Genomic DNA, 24,403 nt, shown 5'->3' with positions numbered 1-24,403 from the left:
TACCCCCTATCGGCCCCTGGCCGGCGAGCGCCACCAGGCGATGAGCCGCGCCACCAGGTTGAGCAGCATGACGATCAGGATGAGCGTGAGGGCTCCGGTCCAGGCCCGGTCGATGGCGGTGTCGTTGGGACGTGCCGCCTGGTCGAAGACGTAGAGGGGGAGCCCCATCTGCGGCCCGCTGAACGGGTCGTTGTTGATGGAGTCGGTGAAGAACACGGTCAGCAGCAGGGGCGCGGTCTCGCCGGCCACGCGGGCGACGGCCAGCATGACACCGGTGACGATGCCGGTGAACGCGGTCGGCAGCACGACCTTCACGATCGTGCGCCACTTGGCCACGCCCAGCGCGTACGAGGCCTCGCGCAGGTCGTTCGGCACGAGGCGGAGCATCTCCTCGGCCGATCTGACCACCGTCGGCATCATGAGGATCGACAGGGCGAGCGCGCCGGCCAGCCCGGAGAACGGCATGCCCAGGAACAGGATCCAGAACGCGAGGACGAACAGGCCGGTGACGACGGACGGGACGCCGGTCATGACGTCCACGAAGAAGCTGATGGCCCGGCTGAGCCGGCCGCCGTGGCCGTACTCGGTGAGGTAGATCGCCGTGAGCAGCCCGATCGGCACCGAGATGGCGGAGGCGAGCAGGACCTGCTCCAGCGTGCCGATGATCGCGTGGTAGGCGCCGCCGCCCGCGTCCCGCGCGCCGATGTTGCGCATGGAGTGGGTGAGGAACTCCATGTCGAACCGGGCGAGGCCGTTCTTGAGCACCAGCCAGAGCACCGAGATGAGCGGCACGACGGCCAGCGCGAACGCCAGATAGACCAGCCCCTGCGCCAGGCGGTCCCTGACGCGGCGGCCGGTCGAGATGTGCTGGATGGTGGTCATGCGCCGCTCCTCGCGTATTCCTTGCGGCGGTTGATGATCATGCGGGCGGCCATGTTGACGAGCAGGGTGATGACGAACAGCACCAGACCGGAGGCGATCAGCGCGCCCCGGCCGATCGGGGTCGCCTCGCCGAAGCCGTTGGCGATGTTGGCCGCGATGCTGTTGCCGTTCGGGGTGAGGATCTCGAAGGTGACGCCGAACGTGGCGGGGAAGATCAGGGCGACCGCGATCGTCTCGCCCATGGCCCGGCCGAGGCCGAGCATCGCGGCGCTGACCACGCCGGGGCGGCCGAACGGCAGCACGGCCATCCGGATCATCTCCCAGCGGGTGGCGCCGAGGGCGAGCGCGGCCTCCTCGTTCATCTTGGGGGTCTGGAGGAAGACCTCGCGGGAGATCGCGGCGATGATCGGCAGAATCATGATGGCCAGCACGACGCCGCCCGCCAGCATGGTCTTCCCGCCGATCGCGCCCTCGCCGGCGAACAGCGGGAACCAGCCGAGGTGCGCGTTCAGCCACTCCGACGGCGTCTTGAGCAGCGGCACCAGGAACGCCACGCCCCACAGGCCGTACACGACGCTGGGGACGGCGGCGAGCAGGTCGACCACGTAGCCGAGCGGCCCGGCCAGGCGGCGCGGGGCGTAGTGGGAGATGAACAGCGCCACGCCGATGGCCACCGGGGTGGCGATGACGAGCGCGATGGCGGAGCTGAGGACGGTGCCGAAGGCGAGAGCGGCGATGCCGAAGACCTGGCTTCCGTTCGGTTCCCAGGTCAGCTCGGTGAAGAAGTTGCCCTTGTTGGCCTGGAGTGCGGGAACCGCCTCGCTGATGAGGAAGACGGCGATGGCCGCCATGATCACCAGCAGGAGGATGCCCGCGCCGGTGGCGGCGAAGCGGAAGGGTGCCTCACCGTGGCTGCGCCGCGAGGCGGGCCGGCGCGTGGCCGGCCCGCCCCCACGGGTACGGACGTCAGTCGTCATCGGTGATCAGGAGATCGCCTCGACGGCGGAGCGGACCTTGGTGAGCAGCTCGCCCGACAGCGGCGCGTAGCCCAGGTCCTTCAGCGCGGTCTGGCCCTCGTCGCTGGCGGTGTAGGTGAGGAAGGACTTGACCAGCTTGGACTCGTCGGCCGACAGGCCCTTCTCGCAGGTGATCTCGTACGTCACGAGGACGATCGGGTAGGCGCCCGCCGTCTTGGTGGCGTAGTCGATGCCCAGCTTGAGGTCGTTGCCGGTGCCCTTGACCTCGGCGGTCTCGACGGTCTTGGCCGCGCTCTCGGGGGTCAGCTCGACGAACTCGCCCGCGCCGTTGGCCACCTTGGCCTTCTGGAGCTGGGAGTTCTCGGCGAACGACAGCTCGACGTAGCTGATGGCGCCCTCGGCGCCCTTCACCGAGGAGGCGATGCCGTCGGAGCCCTTGGCGCCCTGGCCCTTGGCCTCGGCGGGCCAGGCCTTGGCCGGCTCGTACGGCCACTCGGCGGTCGCCTTGAGGAACTTGGTGAAGTTGTCGCTCGTGCCCGACTCGTCGGCCCGGTGGAAGGCCTGGATCGGGGTGGAGGGCAGCTTGGCCTGCGGGTTGTCGGCCTTGATGGCCGCGTCGTCCCACTTGGTGATCTTGCCGTTGAAGATGGCGCCGATCGTCTTGGGCGACAGCTGGAGGCCGTCCACGCCGGGCAGGTTGTAGACGACGGCGATGGGGCCGGTGACCATCGGGATGTTGATGGCCTTGCCCGTCTTGCACCGGGCGTCGGCCTGCGCCGGCTCACCCTTGTCGTCCTTGAGGGCCGAGTCGGAACCCGCGAAGGCGACCGTGCCCTGGATGAACGCCTGCACGCCCGCGCCCGAGCCGCTCGGCTGGTAGTTGACGCTGACGCCCGGGTTCTTGGACTGGAAGTCCTTCTTCCACTGGTCGATCGCGTTGGCCTGGGCCGAGGAACCGGCGGCGTTGATGGTGCCGCTGAGCCCGCTGTCTGCGGCGCCGGTGGCGGCGGCCGAACTGGTGCTCGCGCTGCCAGAGGTGTTGTTGTCTGTGCCGCACGCAGCGAGCGAGAGCGCGCCGACGACGGCGACGGCGGCGAGCCGGCCTGCATACTTCACGGTTGGGTTCCTCCCACTTGGTCCTTAGTCGCCCTTGAAGCTATGCAGGCAAAGTGACTCACAACCCCTGACGAGGGTGAACGTTCGGTGAACGGGCCCGGTCGCCCCCATGATGGGGTTTATGACGTATCGCGTATGCCTGGTGTGCATGGGGAACATCTGCCGGTCACCGATGGCGGAGGTGGTTCTCCGTCACGCGCTGGAGGAGCACGGGCTGGCCCGCCGGGTCACCGTGGAGAGCGCGGGCACGGGCGGCTGGCACGCGGGCGACCCGATGGACGACCGCGCCCTGCGCACGCTGTCCGACCACGGGTACGACGGCTCGGCCCACCGTGCCCGGCAGTTCACCCGTGACTGGTTCGACCGCTACGACCTGGTGCTCGCCATGGACCGTGACAACCTCGCCGTCCTGCGCGGGATGGCGCCGTCCGGGGTCGAGGTGAGCCTGTTCCGCGCGTTCGACCCGGCGGCGCCCGAGGGGGCCGAGGTGCCGGACCCGTACTACGGGGGGCCGGAGGGCTTCGTGGAGGTGCTGGAGCTCGTGGAGGCGGCGGCCGAGGGCGTGGCCAAGCACATCGCCGACGAGATCGGCTGAAGGGCGGGCCGATGAGGTCGGCTTCGGCTGAGAGGTGGGCCGATGAGATCGGCTGAGGACCTGGGGGCCTCGCACGGCTGGCGGCTGCGGCGCGGCGTGCTGGACGACGGGCGCCAGGTGTTCGCCAAGGTGGGGGCGGCCTCGCCGGTGTTCGCCTCGGAGGCGGCCGGCCTCCGGTGGCTGGGCGAGGCCATGGACGTGCCCGAGGTGGTGGAGGTGGCCGAGGACCGCCTGGTGCTGTCGTGGGTGGACACGGAACCGCCCACCCCGGCCGCCGCGGAGCGGTTCGGGCGGGCGCTCGCGCGGATGCACCGGGCGGGGGCGCCCGCCTTCGGCGCGCCCTGGCCGGGCTTCATCGCCGACCTGCCGATGGACAACTCGGCCGCGGACGACTGGCCGGCCTTCTACGCCACCCGCCGCGTCCTCCCCTTCGTACGGCGGGCGCGGCTTCCCGCCGAGGACGTACGGCGCATCGAGCGGGCCGTGGAACGCCTCCCGGAGGCTGCCGGTCCGCCGGAGCCACCGGCCCGGATCCACGGCGACCTGTGGAATGGCAACGTGCTGTGGTCCGGCGGCACGGGTGTGCTGGTGGACCCCGCCGCCCATGGCGGGCACCGGGAGACGGACCTGGCCATGCTGGCGCTGTTCGGGGTGCCGTACGAGGAGCGGATCCTCGCGGCGTACCAGGAGGAGAGCCCGCTGGCCGACGGCTGGCGCGAGCGGGTGCCGCTGCACCAGCTCCATCCGCTGCTGGTGCATGTGGTGCTGTTCGGCGGGTCGTACCGGGAGAGCCTGATGCGGGCGGTGGACCGGGTGACGGTTCTCGGGCGGGCCGGGTGACGGGCCTCAGGCGCGGGGGGCGCGGCCCTCGTTGAGCCGTTTGATCACCTCGTCGTGCAGGAGGCCGTTGGTGCAGACCAGGCTGCCGCCCTCCAGGCCGGCGGTGCCCTCGACGTCGGTCCAGACGCCGCCCGCCTCCTCGACGATCACCGTCAGGGCCGCCATGTCCCACGGCGACAGCTCCGGCTCCGCCGAGATGTCGGCCGAGCCCTCGGCGACCATCATGTGCGACCAGAAGTCGCCGTAGGCGCGGGTGCGCCAGCAGGCGCGGCCGAGGTCGAGGAAGGGGCCGAGGCGGCCCGTCTCCTCCCAGCCGCCGAAGCTGGAGTATGAGAACGACGCGTCGCCCAGGGCGGAGACCTGCGACACCCGCATGCGGCTGGCCCTGGCCAGGCTCTTGCCGGTCCAGGCGCCGCCCTCCGTGGCGGCCCACCAGCGGCGGCCCAGGGCGGGGGCCGACACCAGGCCCACGACGACCTTGCCGTACTCCATCAGCGCGATCAGCGTCGCCCACACGGGCACGCCGCGCACGTAGTTCTTCGTGCCGTCGATGGGGTCGACGATCCACGACCGGGCGCCCCAGCCGGTCCGGCCGAACTCCTCGCCGACGACCGCGTCGCGCGGGCGGGCGCGGCGCAGCGTGCCGCGGATGACCTCCTCGACCGCCCGGTCGGCGTCGCTGACCGGGGTGAGGTCGGGCTTGGTCTCGACCTTGAGGTCCACGGCCTTGAACCGGCGCATCGTCAGGTCGTCGGCGGCGTCCGCCATCACGTGGGCGAGGCGTAGATCGTCGTTGTAACCCTGCACGGTTTGCCACGCTACCGTGCCGGGCCGCTCGCGCATCAGGGGCCCACGTCGCCTTTCCCCCTTTGTCGGGCCCCCGCGCCTTACGGGTGCTCCGGAACCCGCCCGACTACTCCTGGCGTCGTAGTCCGGCCGATCGTTGATCCCCGGGCGGTAGTGGCAGATGACTCCGCCCGCAGGACGCCCCTGAACAGCGTCTGGCCGACGATTGCGATCACGAGGACCGCGGCCCGCACATGAGGCGGATGCCGATGCGGTCATTGATCACGAGAGGGCGGGATGTTGTGAAGATCCGACTGGTGACTTGTGCGAGCGTGGCCGCGCTGGGGGTCGGCGCGGGCATGGTGACGGCGGTTCCCGCGCCGGAGGAGACGAGGGTGGTGCCGGCCGGTGGCACGAGCCCGTTGGCCGGCTTCGATCCCGCGAAGCTGAAGTCCGCCTTGGACGGCGTTCACGGCGCGGGGATGCCGGGGGTCTACGCCGAGGTGCGCGATGCCGGCCAGGTGTGGCGCGTCGCGTCGCGTATTCCTCCGGCGCAGAGGACTGAGTCGCGGTGACAAGCAGACAAGCAGCAGACGGAAGCGCGGTCATCGAGCCGGGTGCCCGGCCGGGGACCATCCTCGCCGCGGTGGCCGTCGTGCAGTTCATGGTGTCGCTGGACCTGTCGGTCGTGAACGTCGGACTCCCGCAGATCGCCGCCGGCCTGGGCTTCGGCGCGGTGGGCCTGACCTGGGTGATCCACGCCTATGCGCTCACCTTCGGCGGGCTGCTCCTGCTGGGTGGCAAGGCCGCCGACCGGTACGGTCGCAAGCGGCTCCTGCTGCTCGGGCTCACCTTGTTCGGCCTCGCCTCGTTCGTCGGCGGTTTCGCCCAGGAGCCCGGCCATCTTGTCGCCGCTCGCGCCGTACAGGGCATCGGGGCCGCCGCACTGGCTCCGGCCGCGCTGGCGCTGCTGACCGCGACGTTCCCCACGGGCAAGGCCCGCGTCCGGGCCTTCGGCATCTGGAGCGCGCTGAACGCCGCCGGAGGCGCCCTCGGCGTCCTGATCGGCGGCCTGCTCACCGAGTACGCCAGTTGGCGCTGGGTGATGTTCGTGAACGTGCCGATGGCCGCCTGCGCGCTGGCCATGGTCTGGCGGGTCGCCGCCGGCCCGCCGACCGCTCGCGCCGGCCGTCCGGACGTCCTCGGCGCCGTCCTGGCCACCGCGGGCATGACCCTGCTGGTGTTCGGCATCGTCCGCACCGACCAGTACGCGTGGACCTCACCGACCACCCTGACCACCCTGGCGGTCGCCGTCGCGCTGCTGGCCGCCTTCGTCCACGTCGAGCGGACCACCACCCGCGAACCGCTGATCCGGCTCGGCCTGTTCGCCAACCGCTCGGTCGCCGGCGCGAACGCCTACAACCTCCTCGTCGGTGCGGCCATGGCCTCGGCCTTCTACTTCATGTCCCTCTACCTCCAACGAGTGCTCGGGGTCGGGCCGGCCCTGACCGGGCTGGAGTTCCTGCCGTTCGCCCTCGGCGTGGTCGCCGGCTCCGTGCTCGCCGTCAAACTCGGCTACCGTCTCGCGCCGCGGACCCTCCTGGTCATCGGTGGACTGCTGACCGCGACCGGCTTGGCCTGGCTCGGCCTGATCAGCCCGGACGGTGCTTTCATCACCGACGTCCTGGGGCCCTCGATCGTCACCAGCGTCGGCTTCGGGCTCTGCCTCGGACCGGTCGTCTCCATCGCCACCGGCGGCGTCGCGCCCCACGAGACCGGTACCGCGTCGGGCCTGCTCAACAGTTCACGCCAGATCGGCGCCTCGCTCGGGCTGGCCGCCCTCGGCACCGTCGCGCACGACCACAGCGGCCAGGTCGTCACACCCGAGGCCCTCAACGACGGGTACGCGCTCGGTCTGACGCTCAGCGCCGCGCTCCTGGTCGCCGCCGCCCTCATCGCCCTCACCGTCCTGCGCCGGACCAGCCCGCCATCACGGGCTGAGCAGGCGCGCGATTCGCTCCCCGTCCGGAATTGACCAGCAGATCACTGCAGGAAGGTCGTCTCGGCATGACCGTCACCCCGATCGATCTCTTCGCGTCCTCTGTGCGCCTCGAACAAGACGGCAAGATCCACGCTGGGAAAGGAGCGACGGACTCCGGCCAGGACGGCTGGCAGCTCATGACCTTCCATGCGAAGACCGACGCCGACGTCCACGCCGACCACTGGGAGGTCCACCCCGAGGCCGAGGAGATCCTTTCCTGCCTCATCGGGAAGATACGCCTCTACCTCCGCCCGGAGGGGCCGGGACAACAGGAGGAAGAGGTCACGCTGACGGCCGGAACCGCGGCCATCGTCCCGCGCGGCCGATGGCACCGCATCGAGCTGGACACCCCCACCAACATCATGGCGATCACCCTGCCGCGTGGCAGCCGGCTGGAGAAGCGAACCGAACCCTAGGCACTCGCCGTGGACCAGCGGGCAGGAAGGAAGGTCGGAGAGGCGGCGTGCTCGTCAATCCCCGGCTCGGCTGCGCATCTGGTTACCCACCAGTAGCATCGGGGCATGACGCTCGACGCCGGAGCACTGCTGCTCCAGACCGTTCCGTTCGCCCGCACCCTGGGCGTCACCTTCGACCACACCGGGGACGGGCGCGCCGTGTGCCGCCTGACCGACCGCGCCGACCTGCACAACCATGTGGCCGGGCCGCACGCCGGGGCGCTGTTCACCCTCGCGGAGTCGGCCTCGGGCGCCGCCATGCTGTCGGCCCTCGGTGACCAGCTCTCCCGCGCGGTGCCGCTGACGACCGGCGCGACCGTCCAGTACCACAAGCTCGCCAAGGGCGACGTGGTCGCCGAAGGCCGCCTGCTCACCACGCGCGAGGAGGTGCTCGCCGAGTTGGACGCGGGCAAGAGGCCCGAGTTCGACGTCGCGGTGGAGATCAGGAACGCGGAGGACGTACCGGTGTGCTCGTTCACGTTCACCTGGACGCTGCGGCCCAACCGCACGTGACCACGGCGCGGAAGCCCTGAGCCCGCGAGCGCCTCGTGGGGTGGGGACAGGGCTGACTCGCTTGCCCGGTGGCGAGATCTTCGGTGGCGGGCGGGCTCGTCAGATGACACTGTCGGGCGACGTACACGCTGGTCAGGTGGCGAGACGTCCGGTGACGGGCGAGCTGGTCAGGTGGCGGGTCGGCCTGTGACGGGCGGGCCGGCCCGGGACGGGCGGGCCGGTCAGGTGGCGGGGGACTCGTCCGGGGCGCCCTCGCGGCTCGCCAGCAGGCGGCGGAGCGACTCCAGGCGGGCCGGGTCGGCGTGTCCCGCCGCCACCCATGCGTCCAGCGCGCACCCGTCACTCAGATGGGTGCACCCCTTGGGGCAGCTGACCGTGCCCTCCACCAGGTCGGGGAAGCTCGCGAGCACCGTCTCGACCGACACGTGCGCCAGGCCGAAACTGCGTACGCCGGGCGTGTCGATGATCCAGCCGCCCTCCGGCAACGCCAGCGCCACGGCCGACGTCGAGGTGTGGCGGCCGCGCCCGGTCACCGCGTTGACCTGGGAGACCGCCCGGTTGGCGTCGGGCACGAGCGCGTTGACCAGCGTCGACTTGCCCACCCCCGAGTGGCCCACGAGCACGCTGATGTGGCCCGCCAGGTGCTCGCGCAGCTCGTCCAGCGGGCCGCCCTTGTGCACCACGACGTGCGGGACGCCGAGCGGCTGGTAGAGGGCGAGCAGGTCGCCGGGCGGCGCGAGGTCGGACTTGGTGAGGCAGAGCAGCGGTTCGATCTCGGCGTCGAAGGCGGCGACGAGGATCCGGTCGATCATGCGGGGCCGCGGCGGCGGGTCGGCCAGGGCGGTGACGATGACGAGCTGGTCGGCGTTGGCCACGACCGGCCGTTCGATGCCGTCGGTGTCGTCCGTGTCGTCGGCCGAGCGCCGCAGCATCGAGGTGCGCGGCTCCACGCGCACCACCCGGGCCAACGAGTCGGGCTGCCCCGACACGTCGCCGACCAGCGCCACCCGGTCGCCCACCACGATGCCCTTGCGGCCCAGCTCACGGGCCTTCATCGCGACGACCAGGCGGGAACGCTGCTGCGCGCCACGCTTGGCGGCCGAACCCTTGGGCCGCTCCGCCTCGACCAGCGCGGTGTAGCGGCCCCGGTCGACCGCCACGATGAACCCTTCGACGGCGTCCTCATGCGCAGGACGGATCCGGGTCCGCGGCCGTGACCCCTTGCCCGGCCTGACCCGCACGTCGTCCTCGTCGTACTCCCGCTTTCTCAGCGGTCTTCACCCCTGTGATCGCTCCTGCATGCCTCCGCCGGCCCCCACGCCCGGAGTCCGGGCGTCGAGGCCGCGCGTCCTGCGTCACCCTGCCCACCGAACGTGGGTGATGACACCTTCCGCGCCTTCCCGTCCGCCTGGGAAGACGCGTTTGCTGACGCTGTAGGTGTCTTCCCGGCCGTCCCGGGCGCGCGCGAAGGCGCTGTAGGTGTCTCCTCACGCGACCCGCGTGCGTGCGATGACGCTGTACGCGCGCCCCTCAGCGTCCCCGGCTCAGACGTCGAGGCCGTGCGCGCCTTTCCTGGAGCCGGCGTCGGCGGATGCCACGTCGACGGCCGGCGCGCCGCCGGCCCGTGCCCGGGCGCGTTCATCTCGTGTCCAGCATCGACGCCCACATGTCCGTGAACTCCGGAAGGGTCTTGCCCGTCGTCGCGATGTTCTCCACCTCGACGCCCGGCACCGCGAGGCCGATGACCGCCCCGGCCGTGGCCATGCGGTGGTCGTCGTAGCTGTGGAAGACGCCGCCACGCAGCGGGCGCGGACGGATGATCAGGCCGTCGTCGGTCTCCTCCACGTCGCCGCCGAGCCGGTTGATCTCGGTGGCGAGCGCCGCGAGCCGGTCGGTCTCGTGGCCGCGCAGGTGCGCCACCCCGCGCACACGGCTCGGGGAGGAGGCCAGCGCGGCCAGGGCGGCGATCGTGGGTGTCAGCTCGCCCACCTCGCGCAGGTCGGCGTCGATGCCCTCGATCCGGCCCGAGCCCGTGACCGACAGCTCGCCCTCGTCGCTCAGGCGGACGGTGGCGCCCATGTCGGCGAGCAGGCCGCGCAGCGCGTCGCCCGCCTGCGTGGTGACGGCCGGCCAGCCCGGGATCGTGACCGTGCCCCCCGTGACCATGGCTGCCGCCAGGAACGGAGCCGCGTTCGACAGGTCGGGCTCGACCGTCAGGTCGCGGGGCGCGATGGGGCCGGGCTCGACCCGCCACACGTCACGCTCGCCGTCGTCCACACGCACGCCCACCTCCCGCAGCATCTGCACGGTCATGTCGATGTGCGGCTGCGACGGCACCGGCGGGCCGGAGTGGCGGATCGTGACGCCCTTCTCGAAGCGCGCCGCCGTGAGCAGCAGCCCCGAGACGAACTGGGACGAGGCCGACGCGTCGATCGTGACCTCGCCGCCCGCGACCGGCCCGCTGACGGTGAACGGCAGCGCGTCGCCCTCCACGCGGGCGCCCAGGGCGCGCAGCGCGTCGAGGATCGGGCCCATCGGACGCTTGCGCGCGTGCGGGTCGCCGTCGAACGAGACGGGGCCGTCGGCCAGCGCGGCCACCGGCGGGACGAAGCGCATGACCGTGCCCGCCAGGCCGGCGTCGACGTGCGCGCCGCCGCGGACCGGGCCGGGCGCCACCCGCCAGTCGACCGACGCCGAGGTCTCGGCCACCGGCTCCAGCGTCGCCCCGAGGGCGCGCAGGGCGGCGACCATGAGGTCGGCGTCGCGGCTGCGCAGCGCCCTGCGCACGGTCGCGGGGCCCTCGGCGAGGGCGGCGAGCACGAGGGCGCGGTTGGTGACCGACTTGGAGCCGGGCAGCTCGACGGACGCGGTCACGGGGCCGGTGGCGGCGGGAGCGGGCCAGTGCTGAGCGGGCATGGGGCAAGCCTATCGGGCGAGGCGTGAAGCGGCCGTCGTCCTCGTGGAGGGCCTGTGGACAGAGGTGCGTGGCGACGGCCCACCTGTGGACGGGGCGAGGGAACACGCGAGCGAAAGCCGTACGTGGCAATGTGGGGGCATGTGCGGTAGATACGCGTCGGCGCGCAAGAAGCACGAGCTGCTGGAGGAGTTCCAGGTCGAGCTCGACGGCGATCCCGACAAGGAGCTGGGTCCCGACTACAACGTGGCCCCCACCAAGAACGTCTACGCCGTGCTCAGCCGCGTGCCGAAGGAGGCCGAGCGGGCGGTGCGGCAGCTCAGGATCGTGCGCTGGGGGCTGGTTCCCGCCTGGGCCAAGGACCCGTCGATCGGCTCGCGCATGATCAACGCCCGAGCCGAGACGCTGGCGGAGAAGCCGTCGTTCCGGCAGGCGTTCGCCAAGCGCAGGTGCCTGCTGCCCGCCGACGGCTACTTCGAGTGGATGCCGGTCGAGGGCGACGACGGCAAGAAGCACAAGCAGCCGTACTTCATCCGCCCGGACGACGGCGGGGTGCTCGCGATGGCGGGCCTGTACGAGTTCTGGAAGGACCCCTCGCGCGAGGACGACGACCCGCTCAAGTGGCTCGTCACCTGTACGGTCATCACCACGGACGCCGAGGACGAGCTGGGCCGCATCCACGACCGGATGCCCATGATGATCGAGGCGGACCGGTGGGGCGAGTGGCTCGACCCCAAGCTCACCGACACGGAGACCGTCTCCGGGCTGCTGGTGCCCGCGAGCCCCGGCCGGCTGGCGGCGATTCCCGTCTCCACCGGCGTCAACAACGTCCGCAACAACGGCCCTGACCTCATCAAGCCGCTCCCGCCCGAGGAGGCTCCCGCCCTCTTCTGAAGGTGTAAAAGGACGGTCAAGTGGGCATTCGGTGAGGAAAGCGGTGCATTCGCTTACTAGGAGTCACCGCCGCCACATTGCCCCCCATGCGCCGCGCGGGACAACCGGGGAGTCCTGCCGCGGGTTGCCGTCATTCACCCGGAGGTGCGGATCCGTGGAGGCCACGTCCGCTCGCGAGCGGCTGCAGAAGATGCTCGCCGACCTCGACCGTTCGATCGGGGTGCTACGAGGAGACCCCCGCTCGGTCAACGACCGCTCGCCGGCCGACGCCGGCTCCGACCTCAGCGACGCCGATCGCGCCCAGGCCATGCTGACGGTCGCCACGGCGCAGCGGCGGGCCGTGCTGGACGCGCTCAAACGCCTCGACGAGGGCACGTACGGCAGGTGCGTCGACTGCGCCAAGCCGGTGCCGGAGGGCCGGCTGGAGGCACGTCCTGAGGCGGCGCGGTGCGTGCAGTGCCAGGGGAAGCGGGAACGCCGCCGCTGAGCGAGCCCGGCCGCCGGCCTGGACGCCGCCGCTGACGGAGCCCGGCTCCCGGCCCGGACGCCGCCGCCGAGGGACGAGACGCGCGTCAGAGCTTGCGGGCGCTGGCCACCAGGTGGATGCCGACCGTGTCGTCGTCGTCCGGGTGCGCCTCCAGCTCCGTGCGCACCAGCCAGGTCAGCGCGCGGGTGCCGGAGCCGAGCACGTGGTCGACCGTCGAGGGCGACAGCACCGTGCGCGGGCGCACCCACTCCACCTCCAGGCCCGCGCCCATGAGCAGCTCGCGCAGCTGCGCGCTGCTGAAGCAGCGGGTGATGCTGCCGTCGGGCCAGGGCACGAGCATGACCTCGCCGGTCTGGCGCAGGTGCTGCCACTGCCCCTGCTCGGCCAGGATCGCCATGCCCAGCACCAGCGAGTCGACGCAGACCAGCACGCGCCCGCCGGGCCGCAGCACGCGCGCCACGTCGCTCATCGCCGACTCGGCCATCAGCTCGATCGACATGGCCCGCTCCTCTGCGACGACCGCGTCGACGCTCTCGTCCGGCAGGAACGACAGGTCGTCGGCGCGTACCTGGCGCACCTCGCCGGCCTCGTGGCCCGGGGCGTCGGCCTCGCGCAGCCACGGCTGGCCGTCCACGGCCCGCAGCCTCGACTGGGGGTCGGCGACCCGTCGGAAGTCGAGCACCTCGATCACGTGGTGCCCGGCCCTCGCGAGCTGGCCGGACCACCGTCCGCGGCCGCCGGACAGGTCGAGCACCATGGAGGGTGCGGCGGGAAGCCACCGGCTCAACTGCTCGGCCACGACGGCACGGTAGAAGGTCCAGTACGGTCCGAGCGTCCCTGAGCCGTTCAGTTCCTCGGCCGGAATGGGCAGCACACGCGACTCCTGGGTTCCGGAAAATGGCTACCAGCCGGTACGTATGGTTTTCCCCGCACCGGGTCGTTCGTCACCTTCCATCTTGCGGGAACAGACGCGGGCACGGGCGTGTTGCGACGAGCATGCTCACACTGATCGACCCTCTCCCCGGTGGCCGGGTGCTGCAGGACGAGCGGGTATTCTCCCCTGAGTACGGTGTCCCGTCACAACCGGCCACCGGTGATCTTAGGGGGGTGGGCCTGGTGCCCGCGACAGGCGCGGAGACTCTCGAGCAGCGAAGCGAGCGGTTCGAGCGCGAAGCGATGCCCTATCTCGAGCAGCTCTACTCCGCGGCGCTCCGGATGACCCGCAACCCATCCGACGCCGAGGACCTGCTGCAGGAGACCTTCGCCAAGGCGTTCGCGTCCTTCCACCAGTTCCAGGAGGGCACCAACCTCAAGGCCTGGCTGTACCGGATCCTGACGAACACCTTCATCAACAGCTACCGGAAGAAGCAGCGCGAGCCGAAGCAGTCCGGCACCGAGGAGATCGAGGACTGGCAGCTCGCCCGCGCCGAGTCGCACACGTCGAGCGGCCTGAAGTCCGCCGAGGTCGAGGCACTGGAGCATCTGCCCGACGGCGACATCAAGGAGGCGCTCGCCGCGCTTCCCGAGGAGTTCCGGATCGCCGTCTACCTCGCCGACGTCGAGGGCTTCCCGTACAAGGAGATCGCCGACATCATGGGCACTCCGATCGGTACCGTCATGTCGAGGCTCCACCGCGGCCGCAGGCAGTTGCGGGCGCACCTGGAGGACTACGCGCGCGAGCGTGGCCTCGTCCCCGCGGAGGGTTCGAAATGAGCTGCGGCAACCCGCACGAGACCGACTGTCGTGAGGTGCTCGACAAGGTCTACGCCTACCTGGACGGCGAGCTCGACGAGGGTGACTGCGTCGACATCCGCGTCCACCTCGACGAGTGCGGCCCCTGCCTGAAGGAGTACGACCTCGACAAGGTGGTCAAGCAGCTGGTCGCCAAGCACTGCGGCTGCGACCCGCTGCCCGGCGACCTGCGCTCCAAGGTGCTGGCGCGGATCGCGCGGGTGAGAGCCGACCTGTCCGACTAGGATTCCCCCCATGCGCGTGCTCGTCACCGGGGGTGCCGGCTTCATCGGGTCCCATCTCGTCGATCGGTTGCTCGCCGACGGCCACGAGGTCGTCGTGGTGGACGACCTGTCGTCCGGCGACCGCGACAACCTGGCCGACGCCCTGACCAGCGACCGGTTCCGGCTGCGGCTGCTCGACGTGTGCGATCCCGCGCTGGCCGACCTGGCCGCCGAGGCCCGGCCGGAGGTGATCTGCCACCTGGCCGCGCAGATCAGCGTCCGCCGCAGCGTCGCCGACCCGCTCCACGACGCCCGGGTCAACGTGGTGGGCACCGCGTCGGTGCTGGCCGCCGCCCACGCCGGCGGCGCGCGCAAGGTGGTCTTCGCCTCCTCCGTCGCCGTCTACGGCCGTCCCGCCACCATCCCGGTGCCCGGCGACGCGCCGGTCGATCCCCGCTCGCCGTACGCGGCCTCCAAACTCAGCGGCGAGACCTACCTCGCCACCTTCCGCGCCCTGCACGGCATCGAGTACACGACCCTCGTGCTGTCCAACGTGTACGGCCCGCGCCAGTCGCCCGAGGGCGAGGCCGGTGTGATCGCCATCTTCACCGACGGCCTGCTCAGCGGCACGCCCACGGTCCTCTACGGCGACGGCACCCAGACCCGTGACTACGTCTACGTCGACGACGTGGTCGACGGGTTCGTCCGGGCGTGCGGCCCGGCCGGCGACGGGCGCAGGTTCAACATGGGCACCGGCATCCAGACCACCGACCGCAGGCTGCACACCCTCATCGCCGACGCCGCGGGCCGGCCCGACAAGCCCGGGTTCGCCTCGCCCCGGCCGGGCGACCTGCCCGCCATGGCGGTCGATCCCGTGCCCGCCTACGACGGGCTCGGCTGGCAGCCGCGCACCGACCTCGCCACCGGTCTGAAGGCCACGGTCGAGTGGGCCAGGAGTCGCCGCGGGTAGCCGGTTGATTACGCTTTGCTTGCGATTCGTGACTCGGCGGGTGCGATGACGCCGTCTTCTGTAGCGTGAGCCCCAGGACTCAAGGGGGAGGCACGCGGATGTCGAAGCCATGGATCGCCCGCCTCATCACGGGCATCTCGTTGATCGCTCCTGTCGCGCTGCTGATCACGGGTGGGGGCCTCGTCCCGCCCGGGGTCTCGTGGACCTGAGCCGGCCGTGAGGGGCCGCAATGCGTGAACTGTCGTGGCCTGCGAGGGTCTACCTGGTCGCCGTCATCGTCGTCGCGGCGGGGGTCATCGCGCACAGCGTGGCCTCCATCGGGCAGGCGATGGCCCCCGGGCACCCGGGCGGCGAGGGAGTGGGCGCCGAGGAGCTCGGCACGCTGCTCGTGCTGGCCCTGCTGTTCCTCGTGTGCGAGTCGATGCCGACCCTGCTCAACGTGGAGCAGTTCGCGGTGTCGGTGAGCTTCTCGGCCGCGCTCGCGGCCGTGGTGCTGATCGGGCCCGAGGGCACGGCGCTCGTGGGGTTCACCGCGGTGTTCAGCGTGCGGCCCGGGTTGCCGCTGGTCAAGCGGCTCTTCAACGGTGCCCAGTTCGCCATCTGCGGTCACGCGGCCGGCTGGGTCTACGTACGGCTGGGCGGCCGCATCGGGGTGCCGGAGGTGCACGCCTTCGACGACCTGATCGGCCCCTACGTGGCGGCCACGGCGGTCTTCGTGCCGCTGAACATCGTGCTCACGCTCACCATGATCCGCCTGGCGACCGGGGTGCGGGCCATGGAGGTCCCGATGCGGGGCCTGGCCCAGTTCCTGCTGTCGTACCTGGGGTACGGCACGTTCGGGCTGCTCGTGGCGGGGCTGTGGGCGACCGTGCAGTCGATCTCGGCGGTGCTGGTGCTGCTGCCGCTGTTCGTCGCCCGCTGGGCGCTCGGGCAGTACCACGCGCAGCAGCGTTCGTACGACGCCACCATCGCGGCCCTGTGCCAGGCGGTGGAGACCAAGGACTACTACACCCGGGGCCACTGCACCCGCGTGTCGGCCGCCTCCAGCATGATCGCCCAGGAGATCGGCATGGGCCAGGAGCGGCTGCGGGCCATCCGCTACGCGGGCATGCTGCACGACGTGGGCAAGCTCGGCGTGCCCACCAAGGTGCTGCAGAAGGAGGGGCCGCTCACCGAGGAGGAGTTCGCCGCGATCCAGCTCCACCCCATGCGCGGGCTGGAGATCGTCCGCGGCATCGACTTCCTCGACGAGGCGTACGCCGGGATCATGCACCACCACGAGCGCCACGACGGCAGGGGCTATCCCATGGGGCTGGCCGGTGACGAGATACCGGAGTTCGCCCGGATCATCGCGGTGGCCGACGCGTTCGACTCGATGACCTCCGACCGCTCCTACCGGGGCGCGCGGCCGGTCGAGGTGGCCGTGGAGGAGCTGCGCAAGAACGCCGGCACCCAGTTCGACCCCGTCATGGTCAGCGCCTTCGTCAAGGCGCTCGAACACGAGCCGTGGCAGCCGCCCCGCCGTGTCGAGCCGCCACCGCCCGAGGCGGACGAGGCGGCGGTCAAGGACCACGACGACCCGACCATGCCCATCGAAGTGGTGAGCGGGCCGTGAGCCGGGCCTTCCAGGGCCTCGACTCCGGTCAGCTCCTGCTGATCTGCGCGGCCGGGCTGGTCGCCGTCGCCGGGGTCGCGCACACGGCCGCGACCCGGCTGGACCATCCCGAGATCGCGGTCGGGTTCGGCGCGCTCATCGCGGTGGGGGAGCTGGCCCGGCTCACCATGCCGGGCAACAGGGAGGTCGCGCCCATCGGGGCCGCCGCCGCCCTCGGCTACACGCTGCTGCTGGATCTCAGCCAGGACCAGCTCCGCCACTCGGCGCTCCAGGTGGTGGCGGTGATCGCCGTCGGCATGATCGCCGGTGCGCTGCCGCACCTCGCGGTCGGCCGGCCCCCGCGGCTCGACGCGATGGCCCGGCGGCTGCTCACCGGCGCGCTGCTCGCCTTCGCGTTCCGGCCGCTGGCCGACCCGCTGTTCAGGCTCACGCAGGGACCCGACCCGACGTGGTGGCCGGCGCTCGCCGTGATGGTGGTGCTGATCGCCGTCACGCTGCTGGTGGACGTGCTGATCGCCGCGCTGCTGCGGGCCGAGCAGGTGCGCACCGCCTTCCGGGTCGCGGTGCGCGACGAGCTGAACATGGCGTTCCCGCTGGGCGCCGCGGTGGCCGCCTCCGGCGTGCTGCTCGCCCTGGCCACGCACAGCATGGACCTCGTCGCCCTGCTGGTGTTCGCCGCGCCGCTGCTGGTGACGCAGGTGGCTTTCCGCAAGTACGCGGGGATCCGCGCCACCTACCTGCAGACCGTACGGGCGCTGTCGCGCGTCACCGAGGTCGGCGGGTACGTCGAGCCGGGCCACTCGCGCCGGGTGAGCCGCCTGGCCGTGGCCATCGGCCGGGAACTGGGAATGGCCGAGCCGGAGCTGCTGGAGCTGGAGTACGCCGCGCTCATGCACGACATCGGCCAGCTCTCGCTGCGCGACCCGATACCCGGCGGCGCCACCGTGCTGGCCGATCCGGAGCAGGCGCGGCGCATCGCCGAGCTGGGCGCCGAGGTCATCAAGCAGACGGGCGTGCTGGACCGGGTGGCCGACGTGGTGCGCCGCCAGTGCGACCCCATCAGCGACGACCCGCCGCTGTCCAGCCGCATCATCAAGGTCGCCAACGCCTACGACGACCTGGTGGGCGGCTCCACCGACCGTGACCGGGCGGGGGCGGCGCTCGAACGCATCCGCCTGGCCGCCGGCACGGCCTACGACCCGGCCGCCATCGAGGCGCTGTCGCGGGTCATCGACCGCCTCGCCGCCGTCCACCGCCTCTGAGGGGGATCGTCCCCGCAAGCGCCCCAGGGCCACCCAGCCGCGCCCGAGGACCACCCCAGCGCCGCCCCAGCGCGGCCCCAGTCCCGCCCCAGCGCCGCCTCCCGTCCGGGCAGGGCGGCGAGGGCGGGCGGTCGTCCGACCTCTATAGCGCGAACGCCCGCATCCCCGCTTCCGCGTGGTCCGGATGGCGCATCTTTGTGGGATTCCTACAGATCGCGCTCTTCTGATCGGTGGCTTCAGCGGAACGGGCGGGAATCGCGCCGCCCGTAAGGTGGGCGGCGTGCTTACTGAGACGCTCGGACCCGTTCTGGTCGCCAACCGAGGGGAGATCGCGCGGCGGATCATCCGCACGGTCAAGCGGTTGGGCCTGCGCGCCATCGCCGTCCACTCCGAGGCCGACGCCGGCCTGCCGTACGTGCGCGAGGCCGACGAGGCCGTGCTGATCGGCCCCGCCAACCCCGCGCAGAGCTACCTCGACGCCGGCAAGGTGCTGGAGGCGGCGCGCGCCACCGGGGCGCGGGCGATCCACCCCGGCTACGGCTTCCTCGCCGAGAACGCCGCGTTCGCCCGCGCCGTCATCGACGCGGGGCTCGTCTGGATCGGCCCGTCGCCCGAGGCGATCGACCGGATGGGCGACAAGATCAACGCGCGCAACCTGATGGAGGACGCCGGCGTGCCGGTCGCCGCGGGCACCCGCGAGCCCGTCACCGACCTGGAGCTCGCGCAGAAGGCCGCCCTGGACATCGGCTACCCGGTCATGGTCAAGACCGCGGGCGGCGGCGGTGGCATCGGCATGAGCGTCGCCCACGACGACGAGGGCCTGGCCAAGGCGTTCGAGCAGGCGGCCAGGGCGGCGGCCCGGTTCGCGGCGGCCGCGGCGGAGGGCGGCGAGGGCGACGCGCCGGCCGGTCCCGCGATCCTGCTGGAGCGCTACATCGAGCGAGCCCGCCACGTCGAGGTGCAGATCCTCGGCCTGCCCGACGGCACCGTCGTGGCGCTGGGCGAGCGCGACTGCTCCGTGCAGCGCCGCCACCAGAAGGTGGTCGAGGAGTCGCCGTCCCCGGGCATCACGCAGGAGCTGCGCGAGCGCATGCTGGCCGCCGCCGTGCGGGCCGGCGAGACGGTCGGCTATCTCGGCGCCGGCACTGTCGAGTGCCTGGTCGACGCCGACAAGCAGGACTTCGTCTTCCTGGAGATGAACACCCGCCTCCAGGTGGAGCACCCGGTCACCGAGCTCGTCACCGGGCTCGACCTGGTGGAGCTCCAGCTTCGGGTCGCCGCCGGCGAGCAGCCGGAGGTGCGTCCTGAGGTGCGCGGACACGCCTTCGAGTTCCGCGTCTACGCCGAGGACCCCAAGCGGTTCTTCCCCGGACCCGGCAAGATCACCGCGTGGGCGGAGCCCGCCGGTGACGGCGTGCGCGTCGACTCGGGCTACGAGGAGGGCAACACGGTCACCCCGTTCTACGACCCGCTCCTGGCCAAGCTCTGCGTTCACGGCGAGACGCGCGGCCAGGCGCTGGAGCGGGCCCGCGAGGCGATCGCCGGGTTCACCGTGGAAGGGCCGAAGAACAACCTGCCGTTCTGCGCCGAGCTGCTGGACGAGGCGGATTTCGCCTCGGGTGACTATGACACCGGGCTGGTCGGGCGGATGCGCGGCGGGCGCGCATGACATCCTTGGATCTGTTGAAAGAGGGGAGTCCCGGTGGCTGAGGTACGCGCCGAGATGGTGGCGAACGTGTGGAAGGTCGTCGTCAAGGAGGGTGACACGGTGTCCGACGGCGACACCCTGGTCATCCTCGAGTCGATGAAGATGGAGATCCCGGTCCTCTCCGAGGACGACGGCGTGGTGACGCAGCTCAAGGTCAACGAGGGCGACGTGATCCAGGAGGGCGACCTGATCGCCGTCATCGAGTAGTCGCGCGCTCCATGAACGCGGCGCGGTCGACCACCACGCGTTCGATCGTGCCACGGCCGACGACCCTGTCCTTGCCACGTGCCTCGAACGCGAAGATCAGCCGCTTGCCGTCGACCTGGGTGAGCTCGGCGGTGAACTGGACGTGCGCGCCCAGCGGGCTCGGCGCCAGGTGCTCCAGCTCCACCCGGGTGCCGACCGTGCTCTGGCCGGGCGCGAGGTGGGGGCGCACGGCCTGGACGGTCGCCATCTCGGCGAAGGTGAGCAGCCGGGGCGTGGCGAGCACCGGCACGTCACCGCTGCCGACCTTCTGAGCCGTGTCCTCCCGCTCCACCATGATGAGCAGCTGGGAGCGGAGACCGGGCGCGAGCGTCATGACGCCAGCGTACTGTGACCGCTGTGGCGGACCCGCGGGTGAGGGTGATCACGCACGTCGCGGCATGCTGATCTCGCGAATCCCCGGACAAGTGCGGCCTCAAGGCCGCAGGATAGGCTTTGTACGGCTTGTGTGTGTTAAGTGGCTTGTGGGATTTCTGAGTCGTACACTCTCGGAATTCCGTGACCTCCGTGTGATCTCACCGCGACACAAGTCCGCTTTGTTGGAGAGCCCCGGGGTGGGAGAGGTCGCAGAGGCAGAGGGGTAACGGGGGAAGTCATGGTGGCCCAAGGGACGACGCTGGCGGGGCGGTATCGCCTGGATACCCGCATCGGCGCCGGCGGCATGGGCGAGGTGTGGCGGGGCGAGGACGTCGTCCTGGCGCGCACCGTCGCCGTCAAGGTGCTGCTCCCGGGCCGCATGGACGACCCTGGCTTCGTCGCCCGCTTCCAGGGGGAGGCGCGGGCGATGGCCACGATCAACCACTCGGGCGTGGTCGACGTCTACGACTACGGCGTCAGCGGCGACACCGTCTACCTCGTGATGAAGTTCGTGGACGGCGAGCCGCTCGACCGGCTGCTGGCCCGCCTGGGCCGCATCCCGCCCCAGGCGGCGATGGAGCTCATCGCGCAGGCCGCGGCGGCCCTGCAGGCGGTCCACGAGCAGGGGATCGTGCACCGCGACGTGAAGCCCGGCAACCTGCTCGTGCAGCGCGACGGCACGCTCGTGCTCACCGACTTCGGCATCGCCCGTTCCGACCTCGCCAACCGCCTCACCGACGCCGGCATGGTCCTCGGCACGGCCGCCTACTGCGCGCCGGAACAGGCCGAGGGCGCTCCGGTGACGCCCGCCGTCGACATCTACGCGCTCGGCGTCGTGGCGTACGAGTGCCTGGCCGGGCAGCGTCCCTTCGACGGTGACAGCGCCGTCACGATCGCGCTCAAGCACATCCGGGAGGCGCCGCCCCCGCTGCCCGCGGACATCCCGCCGGCGGTGCGGGCGCTGGTGGAGTGCGCGCTGTCCAAGGACCCGGCGCGGCGCTTCCCCACCGCCAAGGCCATGAGCGAGACGGCCCGCCAGATCGCCAACGGCCAGACGCCGGCCCTGCCGGCCCCGGCTCCGCACGTCACCGGGGCCACGATGGCCACACCCACGCATCCCGGCCAGACCGGCCAGTACGGCCAGAGCGGTGCCCAGCCCGCCGGAGGCAACCTGACCGGCGCGCACCCCACCGGGGCGCACTCCCAGGACGCGTCCCAGACGGGAGCCCACCAGAGCGGCTACCAGACCGGGGCGCACCAGGGCGGCTATCAGGCGGGCGCCCACCAGGGTGGCTACCAGACCGGTGCTCACCAGAGCGACGGCTACCCGCAGACCGGCTCCCACCACGCCCAGCCCCACCAGGCGGGCGGCCAGCGCACCGGCGGCTTCCAGGCCCAGGACGCCACCACCGTGGCCAACCCCCGGCAAGGGGGCCGGCGCGGCGGCAAGGCGCCGCGCAGGGGCGGCCTGATCGCGGGCATCGCCGCCGCTGTGGTGCTCGGCGCGGGCGCCGGCGCGGTCGCCCTGACGGGCCTGAACGGCGTGGAGGACCCGCCCGTCCCCACGGCCACCACGACCGACGTGGGCTCGGAGACCTCCAGAACACCCAAGCCGACCACTTCGAAGCCCAGGAAAACCAAGCCCACACCGACGGTCCAGGAGCCCGTCGCGACGCAACCGACCGAGACCGAGGAACCGCGCGAGACCGAGGAGCCGACCCGGGAGCCCACCAGGTCGCCTTCACCCACCCCCTCGACCACCAAGAAGACGCCCACGGCCACGCCCACGCCCACGGTCGTCAAGAGGGCCGTGCCCGTGGTGCTGGACCTGCCCTATCCGAAGGCCCGGGAGCTCATCCTCGGCGCCGGCTTCACGGTCCAGTACGACGACCAGACCCATGGCGCGATGCCGCTGACATGCCTCAGGGTCGGCCAGTCCATCCCCGACGGCGGCGAGCAGCTGGCGCTCAAGAAGCCGGTGAAGTTGGTGCTCATCGAAGGCACCTCCTGCCCGACCGGGAGCGCCAGTCCGTCGACGTCCGTGTCGCCGTACAAGCGGTAGCGGGTCTCACACCCCCGTCGTGTTGCGGGGATAGGCGACCTCGGGGTCGGTGGCGATGTTGACCATGTACGGCACGCCGGAGTCGAACGCGCGGCGCAGCGCGGGCCCGATCTCCGAGGGCTTGGTCACCAGCTCGCCGCCGCCGCCGAGCGCCGTGACCACCTGGTCGTAGCGGCACTGCGGCTGGAGGTCGGCGGCCACGTCGTAGCCGTACAGCATGCGCATGGGGTGCTTCTCCAGGCCCCAGATGCCGTTGTTGCCGCAGACCATGACGACGGGCAGGCGGTGGCGCACGAGCGTGTCGACGTCCATGAGCGAGAAGCCGGCCGCGCCGTCGCCCATCAGCAGCACGACCTGCGAGGACGGCCGGGCCAGGCGGGCCGCGACGGAGTAGCCGAGGCCGGTGCCGAGGCAGCCGTAGGGGCCGGGGTCGAGCCAGTTGCCCGGGCGGCGCGGCTCGACGTACTTGCCGGCGTAGGAGACGAAGTCGCCGCCGTCGCCGATGACCACGGCGTCGTCCTCCAGCACCTTGCCCAGCTCGCCGTAGATCCGCATCGGGTGGATGGGGTCGGAGTCGGCGGCGAGCAGGTCGGCGTCGCCGGCGACGGCCGCGGCGGCCGTGTCCGCCAGGCGGGACACCCAGGCGGCGTGGTGGTCGGGCTTGACCCCGGCCTCGCCGCAGGCCGCCGTGAGGCCCCAGAAGACCACGGAGAGGTCGCCGGCGGCCGAGGCGGCCGGCTGCATGTGGGTGGTGAGCTGCGACGGCGCGTCGGCGATGTGGACCACCTTGGCCAGCGGGGCGCCCTCCTTGCCGCCGAACCAGCCGTAGCCGAGACGGAAGTCGAGCGGCGTGCCGACGACCACGACGAGGTCGGCCTGGCCGAGGGCGAGGCCGCGGGCGCGGGTGACGAGCAGCTCGTGGCCGGCGGGCAGGATGCCGCGGCCCTGGCCGTTGGGGATGACGGGCAGCCGCCAGGTCTCGGCGAAGTCGCGGGCCGCCTCCTCGGCGCGTTCCATCCACACGTCCGACCCGTAGACGAGCACGGGACGCTCGGCCTCGGCGATCAGGCGGGCGATGGCGGCCAGGGAGTCGGGGTCGGGTTCCAGCGGCGAGGGGGTCTGCGTCTCGACCTCGTGGACGGTGGACGGGGCGAACAGGTCGTCCATGTACATGTCGAGGAAGACCGGGCCGCGGTGCGGGGCGACGGCCGTGCGGAAGGCCACCTCGACGTCCTGGCCGAGGGTCTCGGCGTCGCTCGCCGTGAACGCCAGCTTGGTGATCGGGCTGAACAGCGGCGGGTGGTCCATCTCCTGCAGGGCGCCGCTGCCCCAGCGCGAGCGCGGCGCCCGGCCGCCCAGGACGACCACGGGGGAGCCGTTGAAGTGGGCCGTGGCCACGCCGCTGACGCCGTTGGTGACGCCCGGGCCCGCGGTGAGCACGGCCAGGCCGGGTTTGCGCGTCAGGCGGGCCGTGGCCTCGGCGGCGAACACGGCGCTCTGCTCGTGGCGTACGTCGAGGATGCGCATGCCCTCGTGGACGGCACCGTCGTACAGGGGGAAGACATGCCCCCCGGAGAGGGTGAACATGGTCTCGACGCCGTAGGCCTTGGACACGGCGACGGCGGCGTCACCGGCGTGCTTCGCAGACTCCATGCCGGGAACTTACCAACCAGTCACACGAGTAAACAGGGAGCAACGAAGGACGGCGGA

General features: G+C 71.9%; 25 protein-coding genes. 16 read left to right on the top strand and 9 right to left on the bottom strand.

Annotation, left to right across the window (positions count from 1 at the left end):
• Positions 1-6: 6 nt before the first annotated feature.
• Genes pstA through pstS form a run of 3 tightly spaced genes read right to left on the bottom strand, consistent with a single transcriptional unit; the run spans position 7 to position 2,975 of the window.
• Positions 7-882 (bottom strand): phosphate ABC transporter permease PstA, encoded by an 876-nt coding sequence (gene pstA, locus AB0H81_RS13710; RefSeq protein WP_358373623.1) that lies wholly within the window; start codon positions 880-882, stop codon positions 7-9.
• Positions 879-1,859 (bottom strand): phosphate ABC transporter permease subunit PstC, encoded by a 981-nt coding sequence (pstC, locus tag AB0H81_RS13705; protein WP_358373620.1) that lies wholly within the window; start codon positions 1,857-1,859, stop codon positions 879-881. Before pstC ends, pstA begins: the two co-directional genes overlap by 4 nt.
• Positions 1,860-1,865: 6 nt before the next feature.
• The gene (gene pstS, locus AB0H81_RS13700) at positions 1,866-2,975 is read right to left on the bottom strand and encodes a phosphate ABC transporter substrate-binding protein PstS (protein WP_358373617.1); all 1,110 of its coding nucleotides are present in this window, start codon (positions 2,973-2,975) and stop codon (positions 1,866-1,868) included.
• Between the two features lie 121 nt (positions 2,976-3,096).
• Between pstS and AB0H81_RS13695 the strand changes: the two genes are divergently transcribed.
• Positions 3,097-3,570: a low molecular weight protein-tyrosine-phosphatase gene (locus AB0H81_RS13695; protein WP_358373614.1), complete on the top strand. Its 474-nt coding sequence runs from the start codon at positions 3,097-3,099 to the stop codon at positions 3,568-3,570.
• Between the two features lie 42 nt (positions 3,571-3,612).
• Positions 3,613-4,410, top strand: a complete 798-nt coding sequence (locus AB0H81_RS13690; protein ID WP_358373611.1) for a fructosamine kinase family protein — start codon at positions 3,613-3,615, stop codon at positions 4,408-4,410.
• A gap of 6 nt (positions 4,411-4,416) precedes the next feature.
• Here the strand turns inward: AB0H81_RS13690 and hisN are convergent, their stop codons facing one another.
• Positions 4,417-5,217, bottom strand: a complete 801-nt coding sequence (gene hisN, locus AB0H81_RS13685; protein WP_358373609.1) for a histidinol-phosphatase — start codon at positions 5,215-5,217, stop codon at positions 4,417-4,419.
• A gap of 281 nt (positions 5,218-5,498) precedes the next feature.
• On the opposite strand from hisN, the gene AB0H81_RS13680 reads away from it, so the two are divergent.
• From AB0H81_RS13680 to AB0H81_RS13665, 4 genes are all read left to right on the top strand, one after another.
• The gene (locus tag AB0H81_RS13680; RefSeq protein WP_358373606.1) at positions 5,499-5,771 is read left to right on the top strand and encodes a hypothetical protein; all 273 of its coding nucleotides are present in this window, start codon (positions 5,499-5,501) and stop codon (positions 5,769-5,771) included.
• Positions 5,768-7,231, top strand: a complete 1,464-nt coding sequence (locus AB0H81_RS13675; protein WP_358373605.1) for an MFS transporter — start codon at positions 5,768-5,770, stop codon at positions 7,229-7,231. Before AB0H81_RS13680 ends, AB0H81_RS13675 begins: the two co-directional genes overlap by 4 nt.
• A gap of 32 nt (positions 7,232-7,263) precedes the next feature.
• Positions 7,264-7,653 carry a cupin domain-containing protein gene (locus AB0H81_RS13670; protein WP_358373603.1) on the top strand — a complete coding sequence of 130 codons (390 nt, stop codon included), beginning with the start codon at positions 7,264-7,266 and terminating at the stop codon, positions 7,651-7,653.
• A 105-nt stretch (positions 7,654-7,758) separates the two neighbouring features.
• Positions 7,759-8,205, top strand: a complete 447-nt coding sequence (locus AB0H81_RS13665; protein WP_358373600.1) for a DUF4442 domain-containing protein — start codon at positions 7,759-7,761, stop codon at positions 8,203-8,205.
• Positions 8,206-8,426: 221 nt separating this feature from the next.
• On the opposite strand, the gene rsgA is transcribed toward AB0H81_RS13665, so the two are convergent.
• Positions 8,427-9,476 carry a ribosome small subunit-dependent GTPase A gene (gene rsgA / locus AB0H81_RS13660; protein WP_358373648.1) on the bottom strand — a complete coding sequence of 350 codons (1,050 nt, stop codon included), beginning with the start codon at positions 9,474-9,476 and terminating at the stop codon, positions 8,427-8,429.
• A 367-nt stretch (positions 9,477-9,843) separates the two neighbouring features.
• Positions 9,844-11,121, bottom strand: coding sequence for a 3-phosphoshikimate 1-carboxyvinyltransferase (gene aroA, locus AB0H81_RS13655; protein ID WP_358373597.1), 1,278 nt, complete (start codon positions 11,119-11,121; stop codon positions 9,844-9,846).
• Between the two features lie 139 nt (positions 11,122-11,260).
• Between aroA and AB0H81_RS13650 the strand changes: the two genes are divergently transcribed.
• Positions 11,261-12,013, top strand: a complete 753-nt coding sequence (locus tag AB0H81_RS13650; RefSeq protein ID WP_358373594.1) for an SOS response-associated peptidase — start codon at positions 11,261-11,263, stop codon at positions 12,011-12,013.
• A gap of 154 nt (positions 12,014-12,167) precedes the next feature.
• Positions 12,168-12,500, top strand: coding sequence for a TraR/DksA C4-type zinc finger protein (locus AB0H81_RS13645; protein ID WP_358373592.1), 333 nt, complete (start codon positions 12,168-12,170; stop codon positions 12,498-12,500).
• 85 nt (positions 12,501-12,585) lie between these two features.
• Here AB0H81_RS13645 and AB0H81_RS13640 read toward each other — a convergent pair whose 3' ends face one another.
• Complete coding sequence (locus tag AB0H81_RS13640) at positions 12,586-13,374, bottom strand: methyltransferase domain-containing protein (RefSeq protein WP_358373589.1); 789 nt, start codon at positions 13,372-13,374, stop codon at positions 12,586-12,588.
• 233 nt (positions 13,375-13,607) lie between these two features.
• On the opposite strand from AB0H81_RS13640, the gene AB0H81_RS13635 reads away from it, so the two are divergent.
• From AB0H81_RS13635 to AB0H81_RS13605, 7 genes are all read left to right on the top strand, one after another.
• Complete coding sequence (locus AB0H81_RS13635) at positions 13,608-14,213, top strand: sigma-70 family RNA polymerase sigma factor (protein WP_358373645.1); 606 nt, start codon at positions 13,608-13,610, stop codon at positions 14,211-14,213.
• On the top strand, positions 14,210-14,476 hold the full coding sequence (rsrA, locus tag AB0H81_RS13630; RefSeq protein ID WP_358373587.1) for a mycothiol system anti-sigma-R factor: 267 nt from the start codon (positions 14,210-14,212) through the stop codon (positions 14,474-14,476). The genes AB0H81_RS13635 and rsrA overlap by 4 nt, the downstream gene beginning before the upstream one ends.
• Positions 14,477-14,486: 10 nt before the next feature.
• Positions 14,487-15,425, top strand: a complete 939-nt coding sequence (locus AB0H81_RS13625) for an NAD-dependent epimerase/dehydratase family protein (protein WP_358373584.1) — start codon at positions 14,487-14,489, stop codon at positions 15,423-15,425.
• Positions 15,426-15,654: 229 nt separating this feature from the next.
• Positions 15,655-17,040 carry an HD-GYP domain-containing protein gene (locus AB0H81_RS13620; RefSeq protein ID WP_358373581.1) on the top strand — a complete coding sequence of 462 codons (1,386 nt, stop codon included), beginning with the start codon at positions 15,655-15,657 and terminating at the stop codon, positions 17,038-17,040.
• Positions 17,037-18,302, top strand: coding sequence for an HD domain-containing phosphohydrolase (locus tag AB0H81_RS13615; protein ID WP_358373579.1), 1,266 nt, complete (start codon positions 17,037-17,039; stop codon positions 18,300-18,302). The genes AB0H81_RS13620 and AB0H81_RS13615 overlap by 4 nt, the downstream gene beginning before the upstream one ends.
• A 280-nt stretch (positions 18,303-18,582) precedes the next feature.
• The gene (locus tag AB0H81_RS13610; protein WP_358373577.1) at positions 18,583-19,971 is read left to right on the top strand and encodes a biotin carboxylase N-terminal domain-containing protein; all 1,389 of its coding nucleotides are present in this window, start codon (positions 18,583-18,585) and stop codon (positions 19,969-19,971) included.
• 33 nt (positions 19,972-20,004) lie between these two features.
• A complete protein-coding gene (locus AB0H81_RS13605) occupies positions 20,005-20,217 on the top strand; it encodes a biotin/lipoyl-binding carrier protein (protein WP_358373574.1) in 213 nt (70 codons plus the stop codon).
• On the opposite strand, the gene AB0H81_RS13600 is transcribed toward AB0H81_RS13605, so the two are convergent.
• Positions 20,207-20,590, bottom strand: a complete 384-nt coding sequence (locus AB0H81_RS13600; protein WP_358373571.1) for a hotdog domain-containing protein — start codon at positions 20,588-20,590, stop codon at positions 20,207-20,209. The genes AB0H81_RS13605 and AB0H81_RS13600 overlap by 11 nt on opposite strands.
• 279 nt (positions 20,591-20,869) lie before the next feature.
• Between AB0H81_RS13600 and AB0H81_RS13595 the strand changes: the two genes are divergently transcribed.
• On the top strand, positions 20,870-22,693 hold the full coding sequence (locus AB0H81_RS13595) for a serine/threonine-protein kinase (RefSeq protein ID WP_358373568.1): 1,824 nt from the start codon (positions 20,870-20,872) through the stop codon (positions 22,691-22,693).
• A gap of 6 nt (positions 22,694-22,699) precedes the next feature.
• On the opposite strand, the gene AB0H81_RS13590 is transcribed toward AB0H81_RS13595, so the two are convergent.
• Positions 22,700-24,346, bottom strand: a complete 1,647-nt coding sequence (locus AB0H81_RS13590) for an acetolactate synthase (RefSeq protein ID WP_358373565.1) — start codon at positions 24,344-24,346, stop codon at positions 22,700-22,702.
• Between the last annotated feature and the right edge of the window lie 57 nt (positions 24,347-24,403).

Origin of the sequence: Nonomuraea sp. NPDC050691 (genome assembly GCF_040654455.1) — a bacterium.
In the GTDB taxonomy this organism is placed as follows: Bacteria; Actinomycetota; Actinomycetes; order Streptosporangiales; family Streptosporangiaceae; genus Nonomuraea.
The sequence above is the reverse complement of the archived record's forward strand: the minus strand, read 5'-3'. Positions and strand labels throughout refer to the sequence as shown.